The organism is Chryseobacterium vietnamense (assembly GCF_031454475.1).
GTDB classification, from domain to species: domain Bacteria; phylum Bacteroidota; class Bacteroidia; order Flavobacteriales; family Weeksellaceae; genus Chryseobacterium; species Chryseobacterium vietnamense.
This window is the reverse complement of record NZ_JAVDQX010000001.1, coordinates 1,786,207-1,805,382: the sequence shown is the minus strand read 5'-3', so window position 1 is coordinate 1,805,382 and position 19,176 is coordinate 1,786,207. Positions and strand designations below refer to the sequence as shown.

10 protein-coding genes are annotated in these 19,176 nt (G+C 37.8%); 4 read left to right on the top strand and 6 right to left on the bottom strand.

Going from position 1 to position 19,176, the window contains the following annotated elements:
• The first annotated feature begins 63 nt into the window (after nucleotides 1–63).
• Entirely contained in the window at nucleotides 64–1,230 is a 1,167-nt protein-coding gene (locus tag J2786_RS08110; RefSeq protein WP_310024641.1) for an iron-containing alcohol dehydrogenase, read from the top strand.
• Between the two features lie 57 nt (nucleotides 1,231–1,287).
• On the opposite strand, the gene J2786_RS08105 is transcribed toward J2786_RS08110, so the two are convergent.
• The gene (locus J2786_RS08105; RefSeq protein ID WP_310024638.1) at nucleotides 1,288–2,523 is read right to left on the bottom strand and encodes a PKD domain-containing protein; all 1,236 of its coding nucleotides are present in this window, start codon (nucleotides 2,521–2,523) and stop codon (nucleotides 1,288–1,290) included.
• Nucleotides 2,524–2,876: 353 nt separating this feature from the next.
• Nucleotides 2,877–5,876 (bottom strand): reprolysin-like metallopeptidase, encoded by a 3,000-nt coding sequence (locus J2786_RS08100; RefSeq protein ID WP_310024636.1) that lies wholly within the window; start codon nucleotides 5,874–5,876, stop codon nucleotides 2,877–2,879.
• Nucleotides 5,877–6,071: 195 nt separating this feature from the next.
• Here J2786_RS08100 and J2786_RS08095 point away from each other — a divergent pair, with 195 nt between their 5' ends.
• Nucleotides 6,072–7,508 carry a helix-turn-helix transcriptional regulator gene (locus tag J2786_RS08095; protein WP_142016804.1) on the top strand — a complete coding sequence of 479 codons (1,437 nt, stop codon included), beginning with the start codon at nucleotides 6,072–6,074 and terminating at the stop codon, nucleotides 7,506–7,508.
• Nucleotides 7,509–7,686: 178 nt separating this feature from the next.
• On the opposite strand, the gene J2786_RS08090 is transcribed toward J2786_RS08095, so the two are convergent.
• The gene (locus J2786_RS08090; protein WP_310024865.1) at nucleotides 7,687–7,905 is read right to left on the bottom strand and encodes a T9SS type A sorting domain-containing protein; all 219 of its coding nucleotides are present in this window, start codon (nucleotides 7,903–7,905) and stop codon (nucleotides 7,687–7,689) included.
• A 253-nt stretch (nucleotides 7,906–8,158) separates the two neighbouring features.
• Between J2786_RS08090 and J2786_RS08085 the strand changes: the two genes are divergently transcribed.
• Nucleotides 8,159–9,598, top strand: a complete 1,440-nt coding sequence (locus J2786_RS08085; RefSeq protein WP_310024633.1) for a helix-turn-helix transcriptional regulator — start codon at nucleotides 8,159–8,161, stop codon at nucleotides 9,596–9,598.
• A gap of 88 nt (nucleotides 9,599–9,686) precedes the next feature.
• On the opposite strand, the gene J2786_RS08080 is transcribed toward J2786_RS08085, so the two are convergent.
• From J2786_RS08080 to J2786_RS08070, 3 genes are read right to left on the bottom strand one after another with little or no spacing between them, the layout of a single operon-like run.
• Nucleotides 9,687–10,124 carry a hypothetical protein gene (locus tag J2786_RS08080; protein WP_310024631.1) on the bottom strand — a complete coding sequence of 146 codons (438 nt, stop codon included), beginning with the start codon at nucleotides 10,122–10,124 and terminating at the stop codon, nucleotides 9,687–9,689.
• A 28-nt stretch (nucleotides 10,125–10,152) separates the two neighbouring features.
• The gene (locus J2786_RS08075; RefSeq protein WP_310024629.1) at nucleotides 10,153–12,975 is read right to left on the bottom strand and encodes a T9SS type B sorting domain-containing protein; all 2,823 of its coding nucleotides are present in this window, start codon (nucleotides 12,973–12,975) and stop codon (nucleotides 10,153–10,155) included.
• A gap of 50 nt (nucleotides 12,976–13,025) precedes the next feature.
• On the bottom strand, nucleotides 13,026–17,534 hold the full coding sequence (locus J2786_RS08070; RefSeq protein ID WP_310024627.1) for a GEVED domain-containing protein: 4,509 nt from the start codon (nucleotides 17,532–17,534) through the stop codon (nucleotides 13,026–13,028).
• A gap of 786 nt (nucleotides 17,535–18,320) precedes the next feature.
• Here J2786_RS08070 and J2786_RS08065 point away from each other — a divergent pair.
• Entirely contained in the window at nucleotides 18,321–19,079 is a 759-nt protein-coding gene (locus J2786_RS08065) for a response regulator transcription factor (RefSeq protein ID WP_047433451.1), read from the top strand.
• The last annotated feature ends 97 nt before the right edge of the window (nucleotides 19,080–19,176 follow it).

Below are 19,176 nucleotides of genomic sequence, written 5' to 3'. Positions count from 1 at the left end.
CGTTTGTATAACAGAGCTCATGAAGGCTTGTCTAATTTTGTATCATTAAAATCAGATAAGAAAATGAGCAAATTATTTATTGCAGGTGAAGTCTTCCATGGTGCGGGAAGTCTTGATGAATTAAAAAATATCAAAGGAAAAAAAGCTGTTATTGTAACAGGTGGAAGTTCCATGAGAAACAGCGGAACCCTTGACAAAGCGGTAGCGTATCTTAATGAAGCAGGAATCGAAACACAGATTTTCGAAGGGGTAGAAGAAGACCCTTCATCAGCAACATGTCTGAAAGGTGCGGAAATAATGAATACTTTTCAGCCTGACTGGATTATCGGTTTAGGTGGATGTTCTGCCATCGATGCCGCAAAGATTATGTGGGTATTTTACGAATATCCTGAGGTAGAATTTGATGCTTTAATCAAACCTTTTACAGTTCCGGTGTTAAGAAATAAAGCCCAATTTATTGCGATTCCTTCTACCAGTGGAACAGGAACTGAAACTACAGGGCTGGCGGTGATTACCGATAGAGAGAAAGGGGTAAAATATCCTGTTGTTTCTTACGAACTGACACCGGATATTGCTATTATTGACGGAGAAATCTGTGCTTCAATGCCAGCACATGTAACTTCCAATACAGGACTTGATGCACTGACACATTGTGTAGAGGCCTATGTTTCAAATATTGATAATAATATCGCAGATGCCTTATCTAAAGGTGGTTTAGAGATTGTTTTTGATAACCTTAAAGAAGCTGTAGAAAATCCAGATAATATTCAGGCCCGTCAGAATATGCATGACGCATCATTTATGGCTGGTTTAGCCTTCAACAACGCATGGCTGGGCATTGTTCACTCTCTTTCTCATCAGGTAGGAGCGCTGTATGGAATTCCTCACGGAGCTTCAAACGCTATTTTTCTTCCGAATGTGATCCGTTACAATGCGCTGGCTACAGAACGTTATCCTGATCTGGCAAGAGTAATCGGGAAACAAACTACTGAAGACCTGGCTCAGGCTATTGAAACATTACGTTCTGAAGTCAATAATCAGTCAGCGATCAAAGATTTCGGAATTTCAAGAGAAGACTGGGATAAGAATCTTGATTATATCGCAGCCAATGCTTTAGCAGACCCTTGTACAGGTTTCAATCCGAGGGTTCCTGTTTTAGAGGAATTGAAAGCGATTTATAATGCCTGCTACGAAGGGGTGGTATATAGAGAAGAGGCTGTTGCAGGCTAATCTCATGATCCGATAAAAAAGAGAACTCATCTGAGTTCTCTTTTTGTTGTTATTCAATTATTTAACTAAAACCTTAATGCTTTCCCTGTTATCATTTTCATAAAGGATACTGATCAGATAAGCACCTTTACTGTACGTTGAAAAATCTAATTTTATATCATGAGTGTAAAGGTTTTTTCTGTCAAAAACCCTGCGTTGGGCCATATCATAAACAACAATGTCTTTCATTTTCTCTTTACTTTTGAGGTAACAGAAATCTTTCACAGGATTAGGGTAAAATATAAGTTCAGTCGGCATTTTAGTATCCGCAGTTCCCAGAGAACCAATCGTAATTGTTTTACTGAAAGTTTCTGCGCAGGCGTTTTTGTTGACAGTAAGTGAAACAGTATAAGTTCCGGGAACCATATATTGATGAACCGGATTCAATGAAGAATCGGTGGTACCATCTCCAAAATTCCATAATACTGAAGTGTAATTGGCAGAGTGATTGGTGAAATTTACCGTCGTCCCGTTAATTCCTGCTATAAAATCCGAATGAAGATTAAACGTATTGCTGTTCCATTGCGCCGGATTATCAAAAAAAACGAGATCTGCAATAGTCTGAAAATTTTCAGCAGTATTTTGAGGCAGCCCGTTATAAAAAGAGGATGGAAAAACATGATCCTGAAAAATTGCAGAATACATAGAAGCTGCCACAAGATAACTTCCTTTAGGTCCAGGATGAATATCATTATAAGATCCGTGAAGTGCCAGATCCTGGGAAGAATTGTAGTAATGCCTTGCAGATTCACCGGCAGGTACCATTTCCACCAGCATCAGATTAGACATCTTTGTAATGGAATCCTTAATTTTCTGCTGAAATGCAAAATACGTATTGTACTCATTTGCAGAGGGTACTCCATAAGGAATTTCATACAGAAATATTTTAGAACAAGGACTGTATTTACGAATAGAATCCCTGATTTTACGACCACGTTCAGCGGTTACTGAAACAGGGTAGGAATGGCCGGCAGATTCAGCAGTTCCTGGCTGCATGATGACATATTGATAGTTTTTAGATTTTATTTTCTGATAGAGTGACGGATCATCTACATGATTCACAAATCCTGTTCCTCCCGGCGTATGCGTCGTTATGGAAACATTTTTTCCCTTTGAAGCCGCTATATTTTTGAAAATTTCAGGCATGTCATTAAAATAGGTGACACTGTTTCCAATAAACAGTACCTCATCAGACTGGCAGAATGATAAGACTGAAAAACCAGTACATATCAGAAAGAGTAGTTTTTTTATCATATCATATGTTTTTTAGATTCTTATTTAAAAAAGGTACCTGCAAACAACCACTTATTATGCAGGTACACAATACAAACGATGATTAAAAATGTTTTTTTATCAATATAGAATTATACTTTTCTTTATCTGTTTTTATTAAACCCCTTAAAAAATACCTGCAGGAAACCCAATCTATACTGCAGGCACAGGATTAAAAGGTGTTTAAATGAAAATGTTAGTTTATTTACTTTGTTCGAGATTTTTTGATTTACTATGAGTTAATGACTGGGTTTTATTTTTTTTAAATAGATCTGGAAAAGTACCTGCGGGTATTACAGATGTCCCACAGGTACGCGGTACACTAATTATTACAACTATTTCTTGATTAATTTCGTATTATAAGTCGTCTTATCATCCTTTATGGTGATGACGTACATTCCTTTGATCAATGACGCAACATTGATTCTTTTTCCGTCCGGTTGTCCTTCCTGAACAAGTCTTCCGTCTGCACTGTAAATTTTGTAATCAGCTTTACCTTTCAGGTTTTTTACTTCTATAAATGTATCCGCAGGATTAGGATAAATTTCAATATCAGATGAGGACTGAGCTGATTCTTTAACCCCAAGTGCCGCATTGATCTTTACAGAAAAATCCCATACTGAGCCACGGGAGAAAAGATCTCCATTATCATTTATAGAAGGGCTTGTACACGCATCAACTGACGCATTATAAAAACCGCTGGCAACTCTCATTCTTAATGTTTTGTCGCCATTATAAGCATCAGCCGGAACCGTAAATGCAAAACTTCCCTGGTGTCTTTTATTGGCATTGGGAACAGCTCCGTTAATACCTACTCTTTCTGAAGCTTCAAATACTCCGTTTCTGTTGTAATCAATCCACACCAGTACCCAATCCTGAAAGTTTCCGCCTGCACGGTTAGCATACACAATATAGTTCAGATTATATTGAGCGCCCTGAGTAAGCTGAATCAGTCTGGCTGGATCTTCCGAATAATCTTTATAAGCGTGCTGCACGGTTGTTCCATTCCCGGCTAAATCTACATTCGCTAAAGTCACTCTTAATATTCCACTGAAATACGGACTGTTTGTAGTATTTCCTCCTGTAGTCATCAGGCAGTAATCATATCCTGTACGTAATCCTTTTGTCTTAAAATTATACACAGGGGAAAATTCACCGGCAACATTATTGATTACTGATGCAACACGAACTTCATAAGAAGTTTCATCTTCAAGGTTATTCAGGAATACTGAATTAACAGGGCTGGCAGCATTGGACCAGTTTCCGGCTCCTGTTTTTCTGTAATTCACAGAATAGGTTGCTCCCGGTATATGATTCCATGAAACAGTTGCTGAGGTTTTTAATATATCATTATCGAACGCGGTAAGTCCCGTTGGTGGATTATTTAAAGAAGCGGGGGCATTTCCTACGGTCAGGGTAGGAGAAACAGCATAAAATATATTTCCTACCGCTGAAATTCTCAGTTTAATATTTCCCTGAAGCGCAGCAGGCATCTGTATATCAAAACTTCCGTCATTAGGCGTTGAAGCCACCAGTTCTGTCCATGCTGATCCATTAACCAGATCGGTTGTATATTCAATCTTTACATTGGCAGCATTATAGGGAGCCTGATTGGTATTGGCAACGTCCCAGGAAATGGTATTGGAAGCATTATTATACAGCGTAGTAGAAGGAGTTAATCCTCTGAATTTAAACGGTCCGTCATTTCCAACGGTTACTGTATTTTCCGCAGAAATAGCTAAAGGCCTGTTCGGATTATTATCACGTACAGTTATCGCATAATGTAACACTCTGGGAATATATGAAACTGTTTCCCATGTATCTTTATTGGTCAGTTTGCCGCTCATCACAACAGGCAGGCTTGGGAAATATCTTCTTCCGGAAACCACTGCAGGAAAAGAACGGGTAAGTGAACCTTCAGGATTGAATCCCCAACCGCTGTCTCCGGAGATTGAACTGGTAGATCCTACGCTGTCATACTGTTCCCAGTTGTAGGTAAACTGATCCCCGTTGGCATCTACTGCATTGGCATCCAGATAATAGGCTGTCCCTTTAGGAATGTTATAGGAAATAAGCGGAGTAATAGCCGGTGCATTATTGGCAATATTTTCGGCTATACCACATCCCACTTTGCCTTCAAGGTTGGTAAGGATTTGATTGATGGATGAATAATGAAAATAAGCATCACTGTTCATCTGTACATTATTGGCAGTAATTCCCGCATAGCCCATAATAGTTGTACCTCCTCCCGGTTCTATATTGACATCTGAACTTTCAGTTACTGTCGAAAACGTATGATTCCCTCCAAGCTGATGTCCCATTTCATGAGCTACATAATCAATATCAAAGGTGTCTCCTACAGGGTTCTGATTTTGGGTATACCCGGAACCTTTACCCAAAGGTTCTGCAGCTGTTGGATTGGTACAGATACAACCTATACACCCTGCATTTCCATCTCCTCCGTCTGCATTAAAGACATGCCCGATATCATAATTGGCATCACCTACCTGAGCGCTTAAGGTTTGTTGCAGCTGTCCGTTTAGATCATTGGTATAAGGATCATTAGCCGGATTGGCATAGATGATATTGGGAAGATTCTGTATCGTAAGATGGATTGCAAATTCTTTTTCAAAAACACCGTTTACCCTAGTCATCGTATTATTCATCTGAGCAAGTGCACCCGCAACTCCTCCAAAAAGGGCTGTATATTCACCCGTTGCAGACAAGGCCAGTCGGTAGGTTCTGTATCGAGAAGCGGCAGGCCTTCCGGTAATATTGATTCCGGCAAGTTTATTTTTTCCGGAGTTTTTTAAAGATTTAATATCCAGTTCTTTTTTCCCTTCCATGCTGCAGCTAAAGCCATGCTCAGAATCTGTTCTTTCGGTTTTATAGAATACTCCATAGGTCTTTTTATCCGTTGTAATGGGTTCTATGAACTGAAAGACACCGTTTTTAATAATCATTGACTGTATTTCTGCTGGTGATATACTGAATCTTACATATTTGGAAGGGTCATCAATTCCCACCCCTACATAAGATCCTAATCCATATTTTTCAGCCAAAGATTTTTCCATTACAGGGTTACTGTATACCGCAAAATTTTCTACAGTTCCTTCCGCCGTTGGTAATTGAATCGTTACTGCTTTTGCATTAGCGCCGGTTTCCTCAGCGTTTTTTAATAACTGTATCAATGCATTAATATCAGTTTTGTAAGCATACTTGATTTTTACCTCTCTCCTGATTTCAGATACTTTCTGTGAAGAGGGTTCCCATCTTTGGGCATTGGAAAGACAGAAACCTGAAATCAAAAATAATGATAATAGAGTTTTTCTCATTTTAAAAATTAGGTATTTAAATAGTGGTTTTGTAAAGAATGAATATAATATTCGGTGATTCAAAAGTAATTGCTAATTTTGTATTATAAGCAATGTTATATTGCGATTTTAATACATTGTGTATGTAATACGTATGTATTTTTAGGTTTTTGGCGATTGCGTAGTGTTAATAGTATATTTTTATTTTGATAGATTATGATGAAAAAACTAACTGTTTTATTCTTTTTTATTTCTTCCTTTTTCTATGCACAGCATACAGAAGAAGAAATGAAGAATATTCTTTTTGATATAGACTTTTCTAGCGCCGGGCCTAAAGAAATAGAAAAGATTGACAGTCTTATTGCAGTTTGTAAAAAAGATTCGTACAATGATTGTGTTGCATTGGGATATCTCAAGATTGCGAATATCTATGATAAAATGAATGACACCAAGAAGTCTTTTTATTATATCAATAAAGTAGAAAAAGAAAACCTCATTAATTCTGACACTGATTTTGAAGTCATTTTTTATGTTCATTTGCAAAAATCTTTTTTATACCGGAAATTGGGCGAAAGGGTTGCTTCTTTTAAGGAATTGGACGAAATCTATGATGATGCAATGAAGACAGGTAATGCTTATTTCATTTATCTGATCAACAGACAGTATGCCGATAAATATATTGAAACCAATAAGCAGCTCGCATTAAAGTATAGCAAAATTGCGTATCAATTTTCAAAAATATACAGAGAAAATAAAGGTAAACGCTACCGGATTGATAAAAACAGATTGAGTAACAGTTATAAAACTTCAGCTTATCTCGGAGGAATATATACAGATCTCAATAAATTGGATTCTGCCAGAATTTATATTGAAGAAGCCATTCAGAATGAAAAAAAAGTAGATGATATCAGTCTGAAATATATTACTTCTCTGTATGCCGGAAGATATTTCAGAGTCATTAAGAATGTTGAACAGGCTCAGTACTATTTATGGAGTGCTAAAAATATTGCTAAGAATTACTTTAAAAGCGAAAACTATCAAATTGCAGTGGGAGATGAGCTTAATGCTTTATATGAAAGTATTGGTCAGAAAGACAGTATTGGTTACTATTCCAACTGGCTGGTGGGAATAGAAGAGGTAAACCGCGAGCAAAATCAAACATTGAATGATACTGTAGACAAACAGAATGAATTGGAAAAAAGCAATATAAAGAAGGAAACAAAAGGACTCTTTTTGATCTTATCTGTAAGCATTGGAGTATGTCTTCTCTTTATCTTCCTTTTCCTGTATTATTATAGAAAGCATAAAAGTAAAAATCTTGATAAAATAGATATTCCTCATCAGCCTTCCGTGGATGAAAGCGCGTTTAAAGAACTTATACAGCTTGCCAAAGAAAATAATCCGGAGTTTTTAACCCGTTTCAATGAAAGTTATCCACGTTTTTCGGAAGAACTTCTTAAGGATTCTCTTTTGAAAATATCAGAAATAAGATTCTGCGCCTACCTCTACCTGAATTTTTCTACCAAAGAAATTGCTGAATATACTTTTACCTCAGTGAGAACGGTGCAGACTAAAAAGTATAATTTAAGGAAAAAACTGAATATTCCCGGGGATATGGATATCTATGTGTGGTTCTCAAAATTATTGAAATAAGGCTTAAAATATCTGTAAAAACAAAGGCTATTTCATTATGAAATAACCTTTGTGGTAAGTATAATTGTTTGAATTTATGTAAAACTTTGAAGAAAGTACCTGCAGGAAAATAACACGAAACCTACAGGTACACGCTAGACTAATTATTAAAAACTATTTTCTGATTCTGAAAAAGGTGTTACTTTTTAATCGCTTTTATTGTTTTTACAGTGCCGTCCGTCATTTTTAAAATAATGAAATGCAATCCTGCTTTTACATCATTCAAATAGATCTGAGATGCAGGTTTCTCAATCGTTCTAACTGTCTTTCCGGAAGCATCCATAACCGAAACCGACTTTACTTTTGAGATGTCAGAAATGGTAACAGCATCGCTGAACGGATTAGGGTATGCTGTAATCGTATTTTTATTATTGAAAGTCTTATGGGTAGATAATAAGCTGTTGTCATAGGCCGATACTTTGAAGTTTCCACAATTTTCTACTTTAATATAAAAGCATAGAATAATTTTCGGGACAAAAGTAATTGGTAATTCTGTAATTTAAATGGTGTTTAATTGTCCTTTTGTGATGTTGTGTATGTGATACGTAGGTGGTTTGAGTGATATGGTAGAACGATAGTATTAATATTGTAATTCAGATTATGAACAAACCATGATACGAAAGCTGACCTTCTTGTTTTTTTTATTTTCCACATTTTTTTATTCACAGCAAACAGAAGAAGAACTGAAAAATATTCTCTTTGATGTTGAATTTTGTACGGCAGGTCCCAAAGAAATACGTGAAATTGACAGTATTGTTACCATTTGCCGAAAGTATTCTTACCATGATGGTATGGCATTGGGATATCTTAAAACAGCCAACATATACAATAAAAATAATGAGGTAAAAAAAGCATTTTATTATATTGATAAAGTGGATAAAGAAAACCTGATCAATGAAGAATCCGATTTTGAAATCATTTTATATCAACACATAATCAAATCTCTTCTGTATTTTAATCTGGGAGAAAGAGTTACGGCCTTTGGCCTTCTGGATGAAATTTATGAAGAAACCATCAGGCAAAATAATGCGTATTACACTTATCTGATCAATTGGCAGTATGCAGGATTTTATAATGAAATGAATGAGAGGGAGAAAGCCCTGGAAAAAATAAAAATCGCTTATCAATATTCAAAAATATACAGAGAAAATAAAAATCACAGGTATAAAATACACAAAGCACATTTGAGCTGGAGCTTTATGACAACTTCTTACATGGCTGCAATATATATTGATATGGGCAGGCATGATCTGGCAAAAGGTTATATTCAGGAATCTCTTAATGATCTTAAAAAAAATGATAATAAGAGTTTGTTGTACTTTAATCTGTTCAATGCAGCAAAATATTATAGAGCTGTTAAAGATTTTAAAAGTGCCCGGCATTACCTGTGGATCTGCAAAAAAATTGCCGGACACCATTTTAAAGATGAATTCCATCAAAAGTCTGTAGCCAAGGAATTGAAGAGTCTGTATGAAGAAATGAAAGAAAAAGACAGTACGGCATACTATGTAAATCAGTTACTGGATATTCAAACTGCAAAAGAAAAACAGAATCAGGTTTTAAAAGATATCATTGATAAAAAAGATCAGACTGATGAGAAGAATGAAAAAAAACTGACACAGGGGCTTTTCTTTATTTTATTGGTCAGCACAGTCATATGTATTCTCTTTATTTTCCTGTTCTTATATTATTATAAAAAACACAAAAGCAAAGACCTGGATAAAATTGATATTCCTCACCAACCGCCGGTACAGGAGTATATTTTTAAAGAAGTCATACGGCTTGCTAAAGAAAACAGCCCTGAGTTTCTGACCCGTTTCCACGAATACTGTCCGCATTTTTCAGAAGAACTCCTTAAAGTTTCAGTGTTGAAAATCTCAGAAGTAAGATTTTGCGCCTACATTTATCTGAATTTTTCTACAAAAGATATTGCGGAATATACCCACACCTCGGTAAGAACTGTGCAGACCAAGAAATACAATCTCAGGAAAAAACTGAATATCCCCGGTGATATGGACATTTATGTCTGGTTTTCAAAACTATTGAAATAAAGATTAAGAATATTGTGAAAAGCAACAGAGACTATTTCGGAATGAAATAGTCTCTGCTTTTAAATTAACTTCCGATTGATATCAGTAATTAATTTCTTATAGTTGAAATATGGATGTTTTTCTGTCCGTTGGAATCTATAAGTTCAATGTTGTCAATCATTTCATTATAGACTAAGGTAGAGGTATCATTAAACTGATATCCTTCAATAAATACAGGTCGGTCTTTGGGCAGATTGTTCTGCTCATTCAGCATTTCCAGCGATAAACTATCAGGAAAGCCTGCATTTTTTTTAAACTTTATTTCTGTTAAACCGTTATCAGCGAGATAGTCAAACTTCTTTAAATGAGAAGGCAAGCTGGCTTTTGTTTTAAAAACGTTTACCTTTTCAATGCTGTCTTTATAAAGATCAAACATGCTGGCAGTTCCGATGGCGTTATTGTAAACGGCAAACTTTACATAGGTGTTTTTCTGAGCCACAAGCATACCTGAAAAGAACACAAGAAATATATATAATAGCTTTTTCATACTTAAAATTGATATTTTAGAGGTTGGGTTAATTTCTGTTTTTTACCATAATCCACCCCGTATATTTTATCGGAGTCTGTTTTTTGTTGGTCTCATTCCAGCCCATATCAAACCAGTAGTTTCCGGTGGATACTTTCTTGCCGCCAATGCTGCCATCCCATTGATATCCGTTTACTTTACCTCCTTCATGTATTTTGCTTCCATATCGGTCATAAATACTGAATGTGAAATTAGGCTTCCCGGCCAGCGCAGAATAGTCCAGCACATCATTTATTCCGTCACCATTGGGAGTAATGATATTAATAAGATTGGGAACTGTAATTTCTACTTCCAGAGGAGTACAGTTATAAGAGTCTTTTACATAAAAAGTATTGCTCCCCCTCGGAACATTGGCAAATACATTTTCATTCTGCCAGCTGATATTATCCATTGAATACTGATAAGGAGCTGTTCCTCCAATTACAGTCAGGGTAACCGTATTGTTGCTGATGTTAATATCTGCAATCACAGGATGTTCGGAAGGATAAACCTTTACGGTTTGTCTGGTGGTACATTCTCTGGTTTTCAGATCTACCCAATAGGTTCCTACCCCCACATTATTGATGGCCTGGGTGGTTGCTCCGGTGCTCCACAGATAAGAAGTGTATCCGGGTCCGGCATCCAGTGTGGTAGTACTTTCCATACAGATAATTTTATCCTTTAATACCTCTGAATAGGTAGGTGGAATAACAGTAAGGGTAACTTCCGCAATTCTGTAACATCCGTTGGCATTGCTTACTTTAATATAAACTACTCCGTCCGGGGCGATATAATTGGCAGGAGTCAGAATTTCATTGGTTCCGTTATGGACGTCAGCGGGAGAAGGGTAATACTGCTTAATCGTTCCCGGCTGTACATTCACTCCTGCTGAAGTTAGGTTAAATATGCCAAGTACAGGATTGGAAGGCTCAAAACATGATCTTAAAGCAGCGTCTTTAACAATTGGACTTTCAGAAACAGTTAAAGTTAACGTTACCTGTTCACAATCTGTAAAATCGGGATTGTTTCCGCAAAACTTATAAACAATAGTATCCGTACCCATATAACCGAAATTAGGAACATAGGTAATTACTCCTGCCGGATCAATGGTTGCCGTACCATTTGCCGGAGGTGTCAGAATTGTTACCGTGCTGGGAACATAGCTTTGAGTAGAATTGGTAAACTGAGGTACAATAGACTGATATCCTTCGCAGACCGTCATTGCCTTGGTAGACTCTTCAAGACACGTAAATACTTTGTAAACCGGAGTGATTGCCGGTGTACATGAACCTACAGCAATTTTCACTGTATAATTTCCGGAAACCAATGGAGTATAAGCATTGGCATTGGCACCTGTAATAGGATTACCGTTTAAATACCACTGATAGGTATCATAGCTGTCATCTACTTCAAGGACAATACCCGGGATACATTCTCCTGTCTGTTTGGCAATTAACGGAATGGAAGAAAATCCTGCAAAATACCCTCCGTATCCTGAGGTACTGTATCCTCCATTGATCCCTGCTGTTACAGCTTTGTCAGAAATAACCGTTACGTTTCCGGTTATCGATGGAATGGCATAGGTCACCCAGCTGTTATTTCCGGTTAATGGAAAAGGACCTTCTGATGCCAGCGGAGGATTTCCGTTGACTGTTACATTAGCTCCGGCTTCTGTTAAAATATTCAGTTTTACGACAGTTCCGTTCGGAACCGTACTTGTTGTTCCCGTTCCGGTTGGCATTTCATTGATCTTCCCGATTTCGTCAATTTTTCTGGGTAAGAAGCAGTTCAATGGCGGGATATAGTTGAATCCACACGTTGCACTGCTGTTATTAACCGAAACTAATTGATATAAATAAACATTTTTTGAAGTGGTAATAAACATATTAAAATGCCCGGAATTTCCCTGCTGAACGTAATTGTTCCCGGTGATCCTGTAAAAATCACCACTGTTGATGGTTGCTATAGGGGTAGTGGAACCATTAATGAATATTTGGGTATGATCTTCCGTCCCAATGATGATACCTCCTTCCAGGTCATCTGAGGAAGACCTGGTTCTTACCATGGCAAAAGTACTCCCCAGTCTTTCTGTAGGTACAGATTGATCAAGGATAGCATCAGAGCCCGATCCGGTATTATTCCCAAAATTTCCATTCACATTCCCGTTGGTAAGCGTAATCGGTTTATCAGAAACAATTTTAGCTCCGATAAAAGCAGATTGGTTTTGTCCTCCCGTTCCGGGCCCTCCTGCAAAAATAAAAGACTGTCCTTTATTAAGAGTAATAGTCTGAGTATTGGTAGCTGGAGCTGCTCCAAAGAACGTTACGTTTCCACTCCATGTAGCGGTTACTACAGTATTGTTTTCAGTGGCCAGTATTCCTGCTGTGAAATTATAGCCGCTGAGTGATGAGGTAGTAGGAGTTCCGGCCACATAAAATTCCTTACCAATTCCTGCTTTCCCTTTGCTTGTTATGATTTCGGCATGAGTAGTGTTGCTTACTATTCTTAACGAACAGTAAAATGGCTTCGTCCCCTGCACATGCAGCCCTTTGTTGATCACACTGTATGCATCTGATGTAACATTGGCAGCGATAACGGCAATGGGTACAACAAATATCTGTGGGGCATTTTTACTGATTGTGACAGTACCAATCGGAGCATTGTTATTATTAATCGTAACAACAAAAGGGGTTGCAGAATCAGTAGAAAGGTATAATGCCTGTGTGTAACTTGTTGAAGCATAATAAGGAGCAAACCAATGGTCTGTGTCTCTTTGTGCCAAAACAGGGATGCTCAATAAGATGAATAATAAACTGAATATAATATTTTTCATGAATTACATAATTTTGATTTTAAAAATTGAATCTTCATTAATAAAAAAGGTTATGATTCTTTTATAAATTTCTTCTGAACAGTTATACCTCCATCTTCTATCTCTATCATATACATTCCGTGGATAAGATTGCTCACATCAATTGCATTGTTCAGGATGATTCCATTCGATATCAATCTTCCCGCAGCGCTGTAAATTTTATATTGAGCTTTTGTACTGATATTTTTTACATGCAATACTGAGCTGACAGGATTGGGGTAAATGTGAATATCTGCTTGGTTAAGAGAGTTCGGTACAGGTTGTTTAGAAATTCTGACCGTATAATCTTCTACTTCACCATCTTTGAAATTGGTACAGTTCACAGGAATACCATCCTTTTGTAAAGCGACTCTCATGACTACATATTTATAGTCTGTCATGCTTATGAAGGCATGGTCAGGAACAGAGAAAGTGCTACTTGCTGTTGGGCTTCCATTGGGGCCGTCTGCCAGAATTCTTTCATTGATGTCAAATTCTCCGTTTCTGTTGAAGTCGATCCAGACTGCAACGCCGGCGTTAGTTCCTGAACTTAAAGTCTTATCAATCGTAATCTGATTGCCCTTTGATCCCTGAATCAATTCAATAAACTTTAAAGGATTTCCCGTAAAATTTGAATAGGTTGATGCAAGAGATTCGTTAATCATTTCCTTATTGCCATTAGGTTTCACGGTTACCTTTGAAATAAATTCAGTTGTAGAATTAGCCGCTGACATCGGGCAGTAGATGACGGTAGGAGTCGTAAAATAATATAGTTTTGTAAAATTTCCAGGTACTCCATTACAGATATTGGATACCTGCATTTCGTATTTGGTAAGCTCCAGCAATCCTGTGATAGTATAAGTGTTCGTAGAAACCACAACATCGGTCCAGCTTGGAATTCCTACTTTTCTGTATTTTAACAGATAAGTGGCTCCCGGAAAAGGATCCCACACAACTTCTGCCGTTGTTGGCATAATCTGAGTGATCATAAGTCCCGGAGGAGGAATTTCACATATTCTTTCCGTAGTAAATACTTTTGGATTAGACCACGGATTGGGTGTTAACTCTCCATTACAGATATTGGCCACCTGTACTTCATATGTTTTGAATGAATCAAGGTTTGGAATGGTATATGAATTTGCCGGTGGTTGAGGGATCGTTGGCGTGTTCCATGGGCCAGTGCCTACTTCTCTCCATCTTAAAATATAAGAAGCACTTGGAACAACCGGATTCCAGGTGATCACGGCTGAGCTTGATGTTACATTACTTATCGTTACAAATGGTGGAGTAGGATTACATCTCGTTGTAAATGTTTTAATCGGAGTGTACACTCCAGTTCCCGTACTGCCGCAAACTGCTGCAATTCTTACTTCATAAGTCGTGGCAGGAGTTAAAGCATTGATTGTTACGGGCGGATTTCCTCCTAAAACAGACAGGTTTAAAGTGGTCCATGCAGAAACAGGTACTGTAACAGGTCTGTATTCTAAAACAAAAGCATTACTGTTTGCCGCCGCTGTCCAGTTGATATTCACAGAATTATGGGTGATATTGGTGAATACAGGATTTCCCGGTGTTGCATTATTACATGGTCTTAATCTTACTGCATAATCTTCCACTTCACCGTTGGCTGCATCTGCGCACATTACAGGAGCACTGGTTCGTTTCATGACCACTCTCATAGTTGTTGTTAAAGGTCCTGTATAAACACCTGTTGCAGGAACATCAAAAGTGTTGGTTACAGGAGTTGTTGTACTTGCTGCAGAAGTCATTATTTTTTCAGCATCTGTAAAAATTCCATTTCTGTCCCAATCGATCCATGCATTTACAGCATCAGCATACTGAGTTCCTTCCCAGCCTTTGGAAACTGACAGCTGATTTCCCTGAGAACCTATTTCAAGATTAATAAGTGTAGCAGCAGATGTATAACTGATGTAATTTGTCTGAACAGAAGTATTGTCCATTACCGGGAAATTGACAGGGGTAACTTTTACGTTTGAAATATAATCGTTTGTTCCCGTTCCGGTCATGTTGCAATACGTTAAAGGCGGAGTTGTAAAACTTACACTTGGAGAAAATACCCCCTGATTTCCATTACAGAGAGTTGCAATCTGTACCTGATATGCGGTCTGCTCGGCAAGTCCCGTTATGGTATAAAAGCTTTGTCCTGCCGGAAGTGTCTGGCCTGTTGCAGCTGGAAGCCATGCCCCTGTATTTCCCTGTCTCCATCTGATAATATAAGTAGCATTAGCAGCAGGCATCCATGATACATAGGCAGAATTATGCGTAAGGTTATTCACCGCAATAGTAGCGGGAGCGGCAGTAGTACAAGGCTGTAAATCTATAAACTTCACATAATAATCCTCCACTTCTCCATTGCTGGTTAAAGGTCCGCAAGCATTAGGTGGAGTGAGAGAATATACGATGACGCGCATTTTTACTTTACTTGTTCCCACGTAGGCATTGGCTGGAACATCAAAAGCAGCCGTAACAGGCGTTGTATTTGAATAGCCCAGATTCATGATTCTTTCCCCACCAGGGCTTGTTGCCGGATTATTATCAAAAATACCATCTCCGTTAAAATCTATCCACGCATTGGTAGAATAGGTTCCTGATATAATTGATCTTCCTACAGACAGTGTATTGTTAACTGAATTTCTCAGAAGTGTAATTGTCTTTGCAGGATCTGTAGAATAATCTGTATACGTTGTTGGCCCGGAAGTATTACTTGTTAAAGGAACATTGGTACCCATCATCGTAATATTGTTTATATAGCCATTCGTCACGGTAGCTGTTGCAGCGTTACAATAAGTCAGCGCAGGAGTTGTAAAACCGACAGGAGCAGAAAATATTCCCTGGGTTCCACAAATGGTTGCAATCTCTACCTCATATTGAGTCTGCTCAGTTAAGGAGGTAAGCGTTACACTATTGGTAAAAGGAGTTGTTACATTGATTGTTTGCCATGTAAGAGAAGGAGGGATTCTGTATCTTACGACATAGGTGGCATTGGCTGTTGCAGTCCAGGTAACATTGGCTGAGGTGGCTGTAATATTATTTACTGCAATATTGGCTGGAGGTGTATTGGTACAGCTTGGTAATGTGGTTCCTGTTAATTGTACCCTTGGTAATACAGCATATCTGCTTGTTGCAGCAGGAAGATTTGCCGGGTCCGGATTGGTCGTTGAATTGTAATAAATCATTCCACGGTTATTTCCCGCAGAATAACTTCCCCAGTTGGCGGTACATGATGTTCCTGTTGAATTCTCGTCAACACTTATCACCACATTGCTGACGCCGTCCCATAAGAATGGAGTACTTAGAGGAATTTCAACCCATGTGCCCGCTGTCATTGTTGGCAAAGTACCGGAATATACCTGTGTTAAAGAAGTGGAAGGTATCCAGCTTGAAGTGGTTGGGAAATCTACTTGTGACGTGTTTCCCATAGATACTACCCATTGGTTATAATTAGCTTGGGTAGCTGCAGTGGTGGAAACAAAAAACCTGATAGCGGTTATATAATTATTTGTTCCTACAGCCGCCCCAATCTCTGAAGCCATATAAATTTGCTGGGAATAATTAAATCCTGAACAGGAATACACAGGTAGAAAAGCATGAGTAGCTGTACCACCTCCAATCTGCCCGGGAGTGAAAGGAGCACCTGCAACCCATGGTGATTTGTCCGTTGCTGAACAAACAGACCTTATCCACCAGTAATAAGTAGCTCCGGAAGTAAGGGAGCTGATATTAACGCTCGTTCCGGGATTGGGTGTGCCTGATGTTGCGGCAGCAGGAGGAGTATTGTTTATACTGTAGAAATATTCATAACCATTGGCTGGTGCCGGTGCCGGAGCAAGCGGAGCTGTCCAGTTCAATGTTGCAGAAGCAGGGGCTATATTGGAAGCAGGTAAAGTGACAGGTTCAAAACAGGTAGGAGCCTGTATTACCTGAACTTCATCCAATAAGACATCATCATAGAAATTTCCATTTCCTGCTACATCTTTATCCACTGTAAATTTTAACTGAATGGTTGTTCCCACATAACTTGCCGCCAAAGGAACACCAACAGTTCTCCATTCAGGAGCATTGGTGTCACTCGACCAGACTTGTACCCAGCCCGAACCGTTATTTACCGCAAGTTTCAGCTGATTATGATCGGCGGCAGGTACTGTACCGTTGAGTCCGGTCAGATGATCTTTAAACCATTCGAATTTGATATAAGGATTTGTTAATCCCGCTAAGTTGATCTGAGGACTTATAAGTTCCACAGTGTGTTCACCGGCATAAGGGGAAGAGGCGTCAACCCATGCAAAAGTTCCAGCCGGTTTTCCTCCGTTTCCCGTGGCTCCATATCCGGCAGATCCGGAAAATTTCCACTTTACATTGGCATTTGTAGAGGTTGAAGAAGGATTCTGACTGGTCCAGCAAGCCGGTAAGGCACCAGTACCGAATGACTCTGCAAATGGCACCGGAACAGCCGCGCAGGTTTGTCCCCGGGCATGTGAAAAAGTCATTAGAAATAAGATAATGGGTAGAATTTTTCTCATATAGTTTCATTTTAAGTTAAAGTCTGTTATTCAATTCACTTACTGTTTTTAAAAGGAAACGCGGAATCATTCTATAGATCTGTTTCAGAAATCTATTAGCCAATCCTCTGTTTGTCAATTATAAAGACAATAAGTGGTTAAAACATATCACTGCATTTCCACATCACCTCTTTATATAAAAGGTGAGCAATGGATAAACAGAAAAATAGTAGGGTCTAAGTAAGTGGGAATAATTGCAGCGACAGGGTAAGCGACTGTTTGATATTTTTTAATAAAAATCACTCACTTTGCTGCATAAGTAGTTGTGGGTTGAATGTTTTTAGGTTTCTCTCATTTTTTCATAGTTTTCTTAGTTTAGTTTTTTATTATTATGGTTTGGGTAAAAATAATTTAATATAAACTTAATATGACTATACTTTTGTATAGTTTTAAATCAAATATTAATGAATTAAGTGGGGAATGTTCCATGTAAAATGCTTTTAGAAAGGCCAATGTAAAAAAGTCACCGTAAAAATGCATGCTTTTTTCTGATCTGTTTTTTTGTTTTTACATCCTTTAACCCGCTTATGCACCAGTATAAGACGTAAAGTGCTTTTTTAGAAATAGTAAAAATTTAATAAAATAACAAAGTGTAGATTTTTTTGATATTAAAATAAATGCTTTGTAGTTTTAATTTTAGTTATACTTAAGTTTTAACAGATTTTTTATTTAGCATAATTATGAATATGTTTGCAGAAAGTAGCCAAATAAAAATAGTTTTGAAACCCTTGTTATCATGTCAAAAATATGAGTGATAAAATAAATTCATTGTATGCCAGGAATGCGTCAGGCATATCAGTTTCTGGAAAAAAGAACGCATCCGACAGATATTTAAATGTGCTTAAAGCAGTCTCGGAAACCAGTCTGGGCTGTATTTATATCGCTGATCTTAAAACAAAGAAATTAGAGTTTATTTCTGAGAATCCTCTTCTTTTCTCCGGCTTAAGTTCTGCTGAAGTTGAAAAAATGGGTTATAACTTTTTTCGTAAATATACCAAGAAGGAAGATCTTGAAATTTTAAAGAAAGTAAGTACTTATGGATTCCAGTTTTTTGAATGTCTTTCACCTGAAGAGAAAAAAGTACACACCATTACCTATGATTTCCATCTAAAATATACCAATAGCATAGATGTACTGGTCAATCATAAGATTACACCCATAGAACTGTATGATGACGGAGAAATCTCCAAAATAGTCTGCGTAGCCTCTTATTCCCTCAACCGGTCTGCAGGAAATATCAGGATCGTTTCCAATGCCTCAGAAACGTATTGGAAATATAATCTCTCCACGGGAAAATGGACGGAAGAATCTAAAGTTGCCCTGAAATTGAGAGAAATTGAAATACTTCGGCTTTACCTTCAGGGATTAAAAATAGAAGAAATCGCAGAGCAGTTGTTTGTGTCTCCAAGTACAATAAAGTTTCACAGAAGCAAATTGTTTGAAAGAATCGGAGTGAAAAATATCATCGAAGCAATATCCTACGTAATAACGAATAATTTGATTTAAACTATACTTTTTTAAATATTTCCAGCTCAAAATCGCTGAGAATTAAAATAGAATGCTCAGTATCACTTACCGTTTTTATTTTAAAAACCGGCTGCTC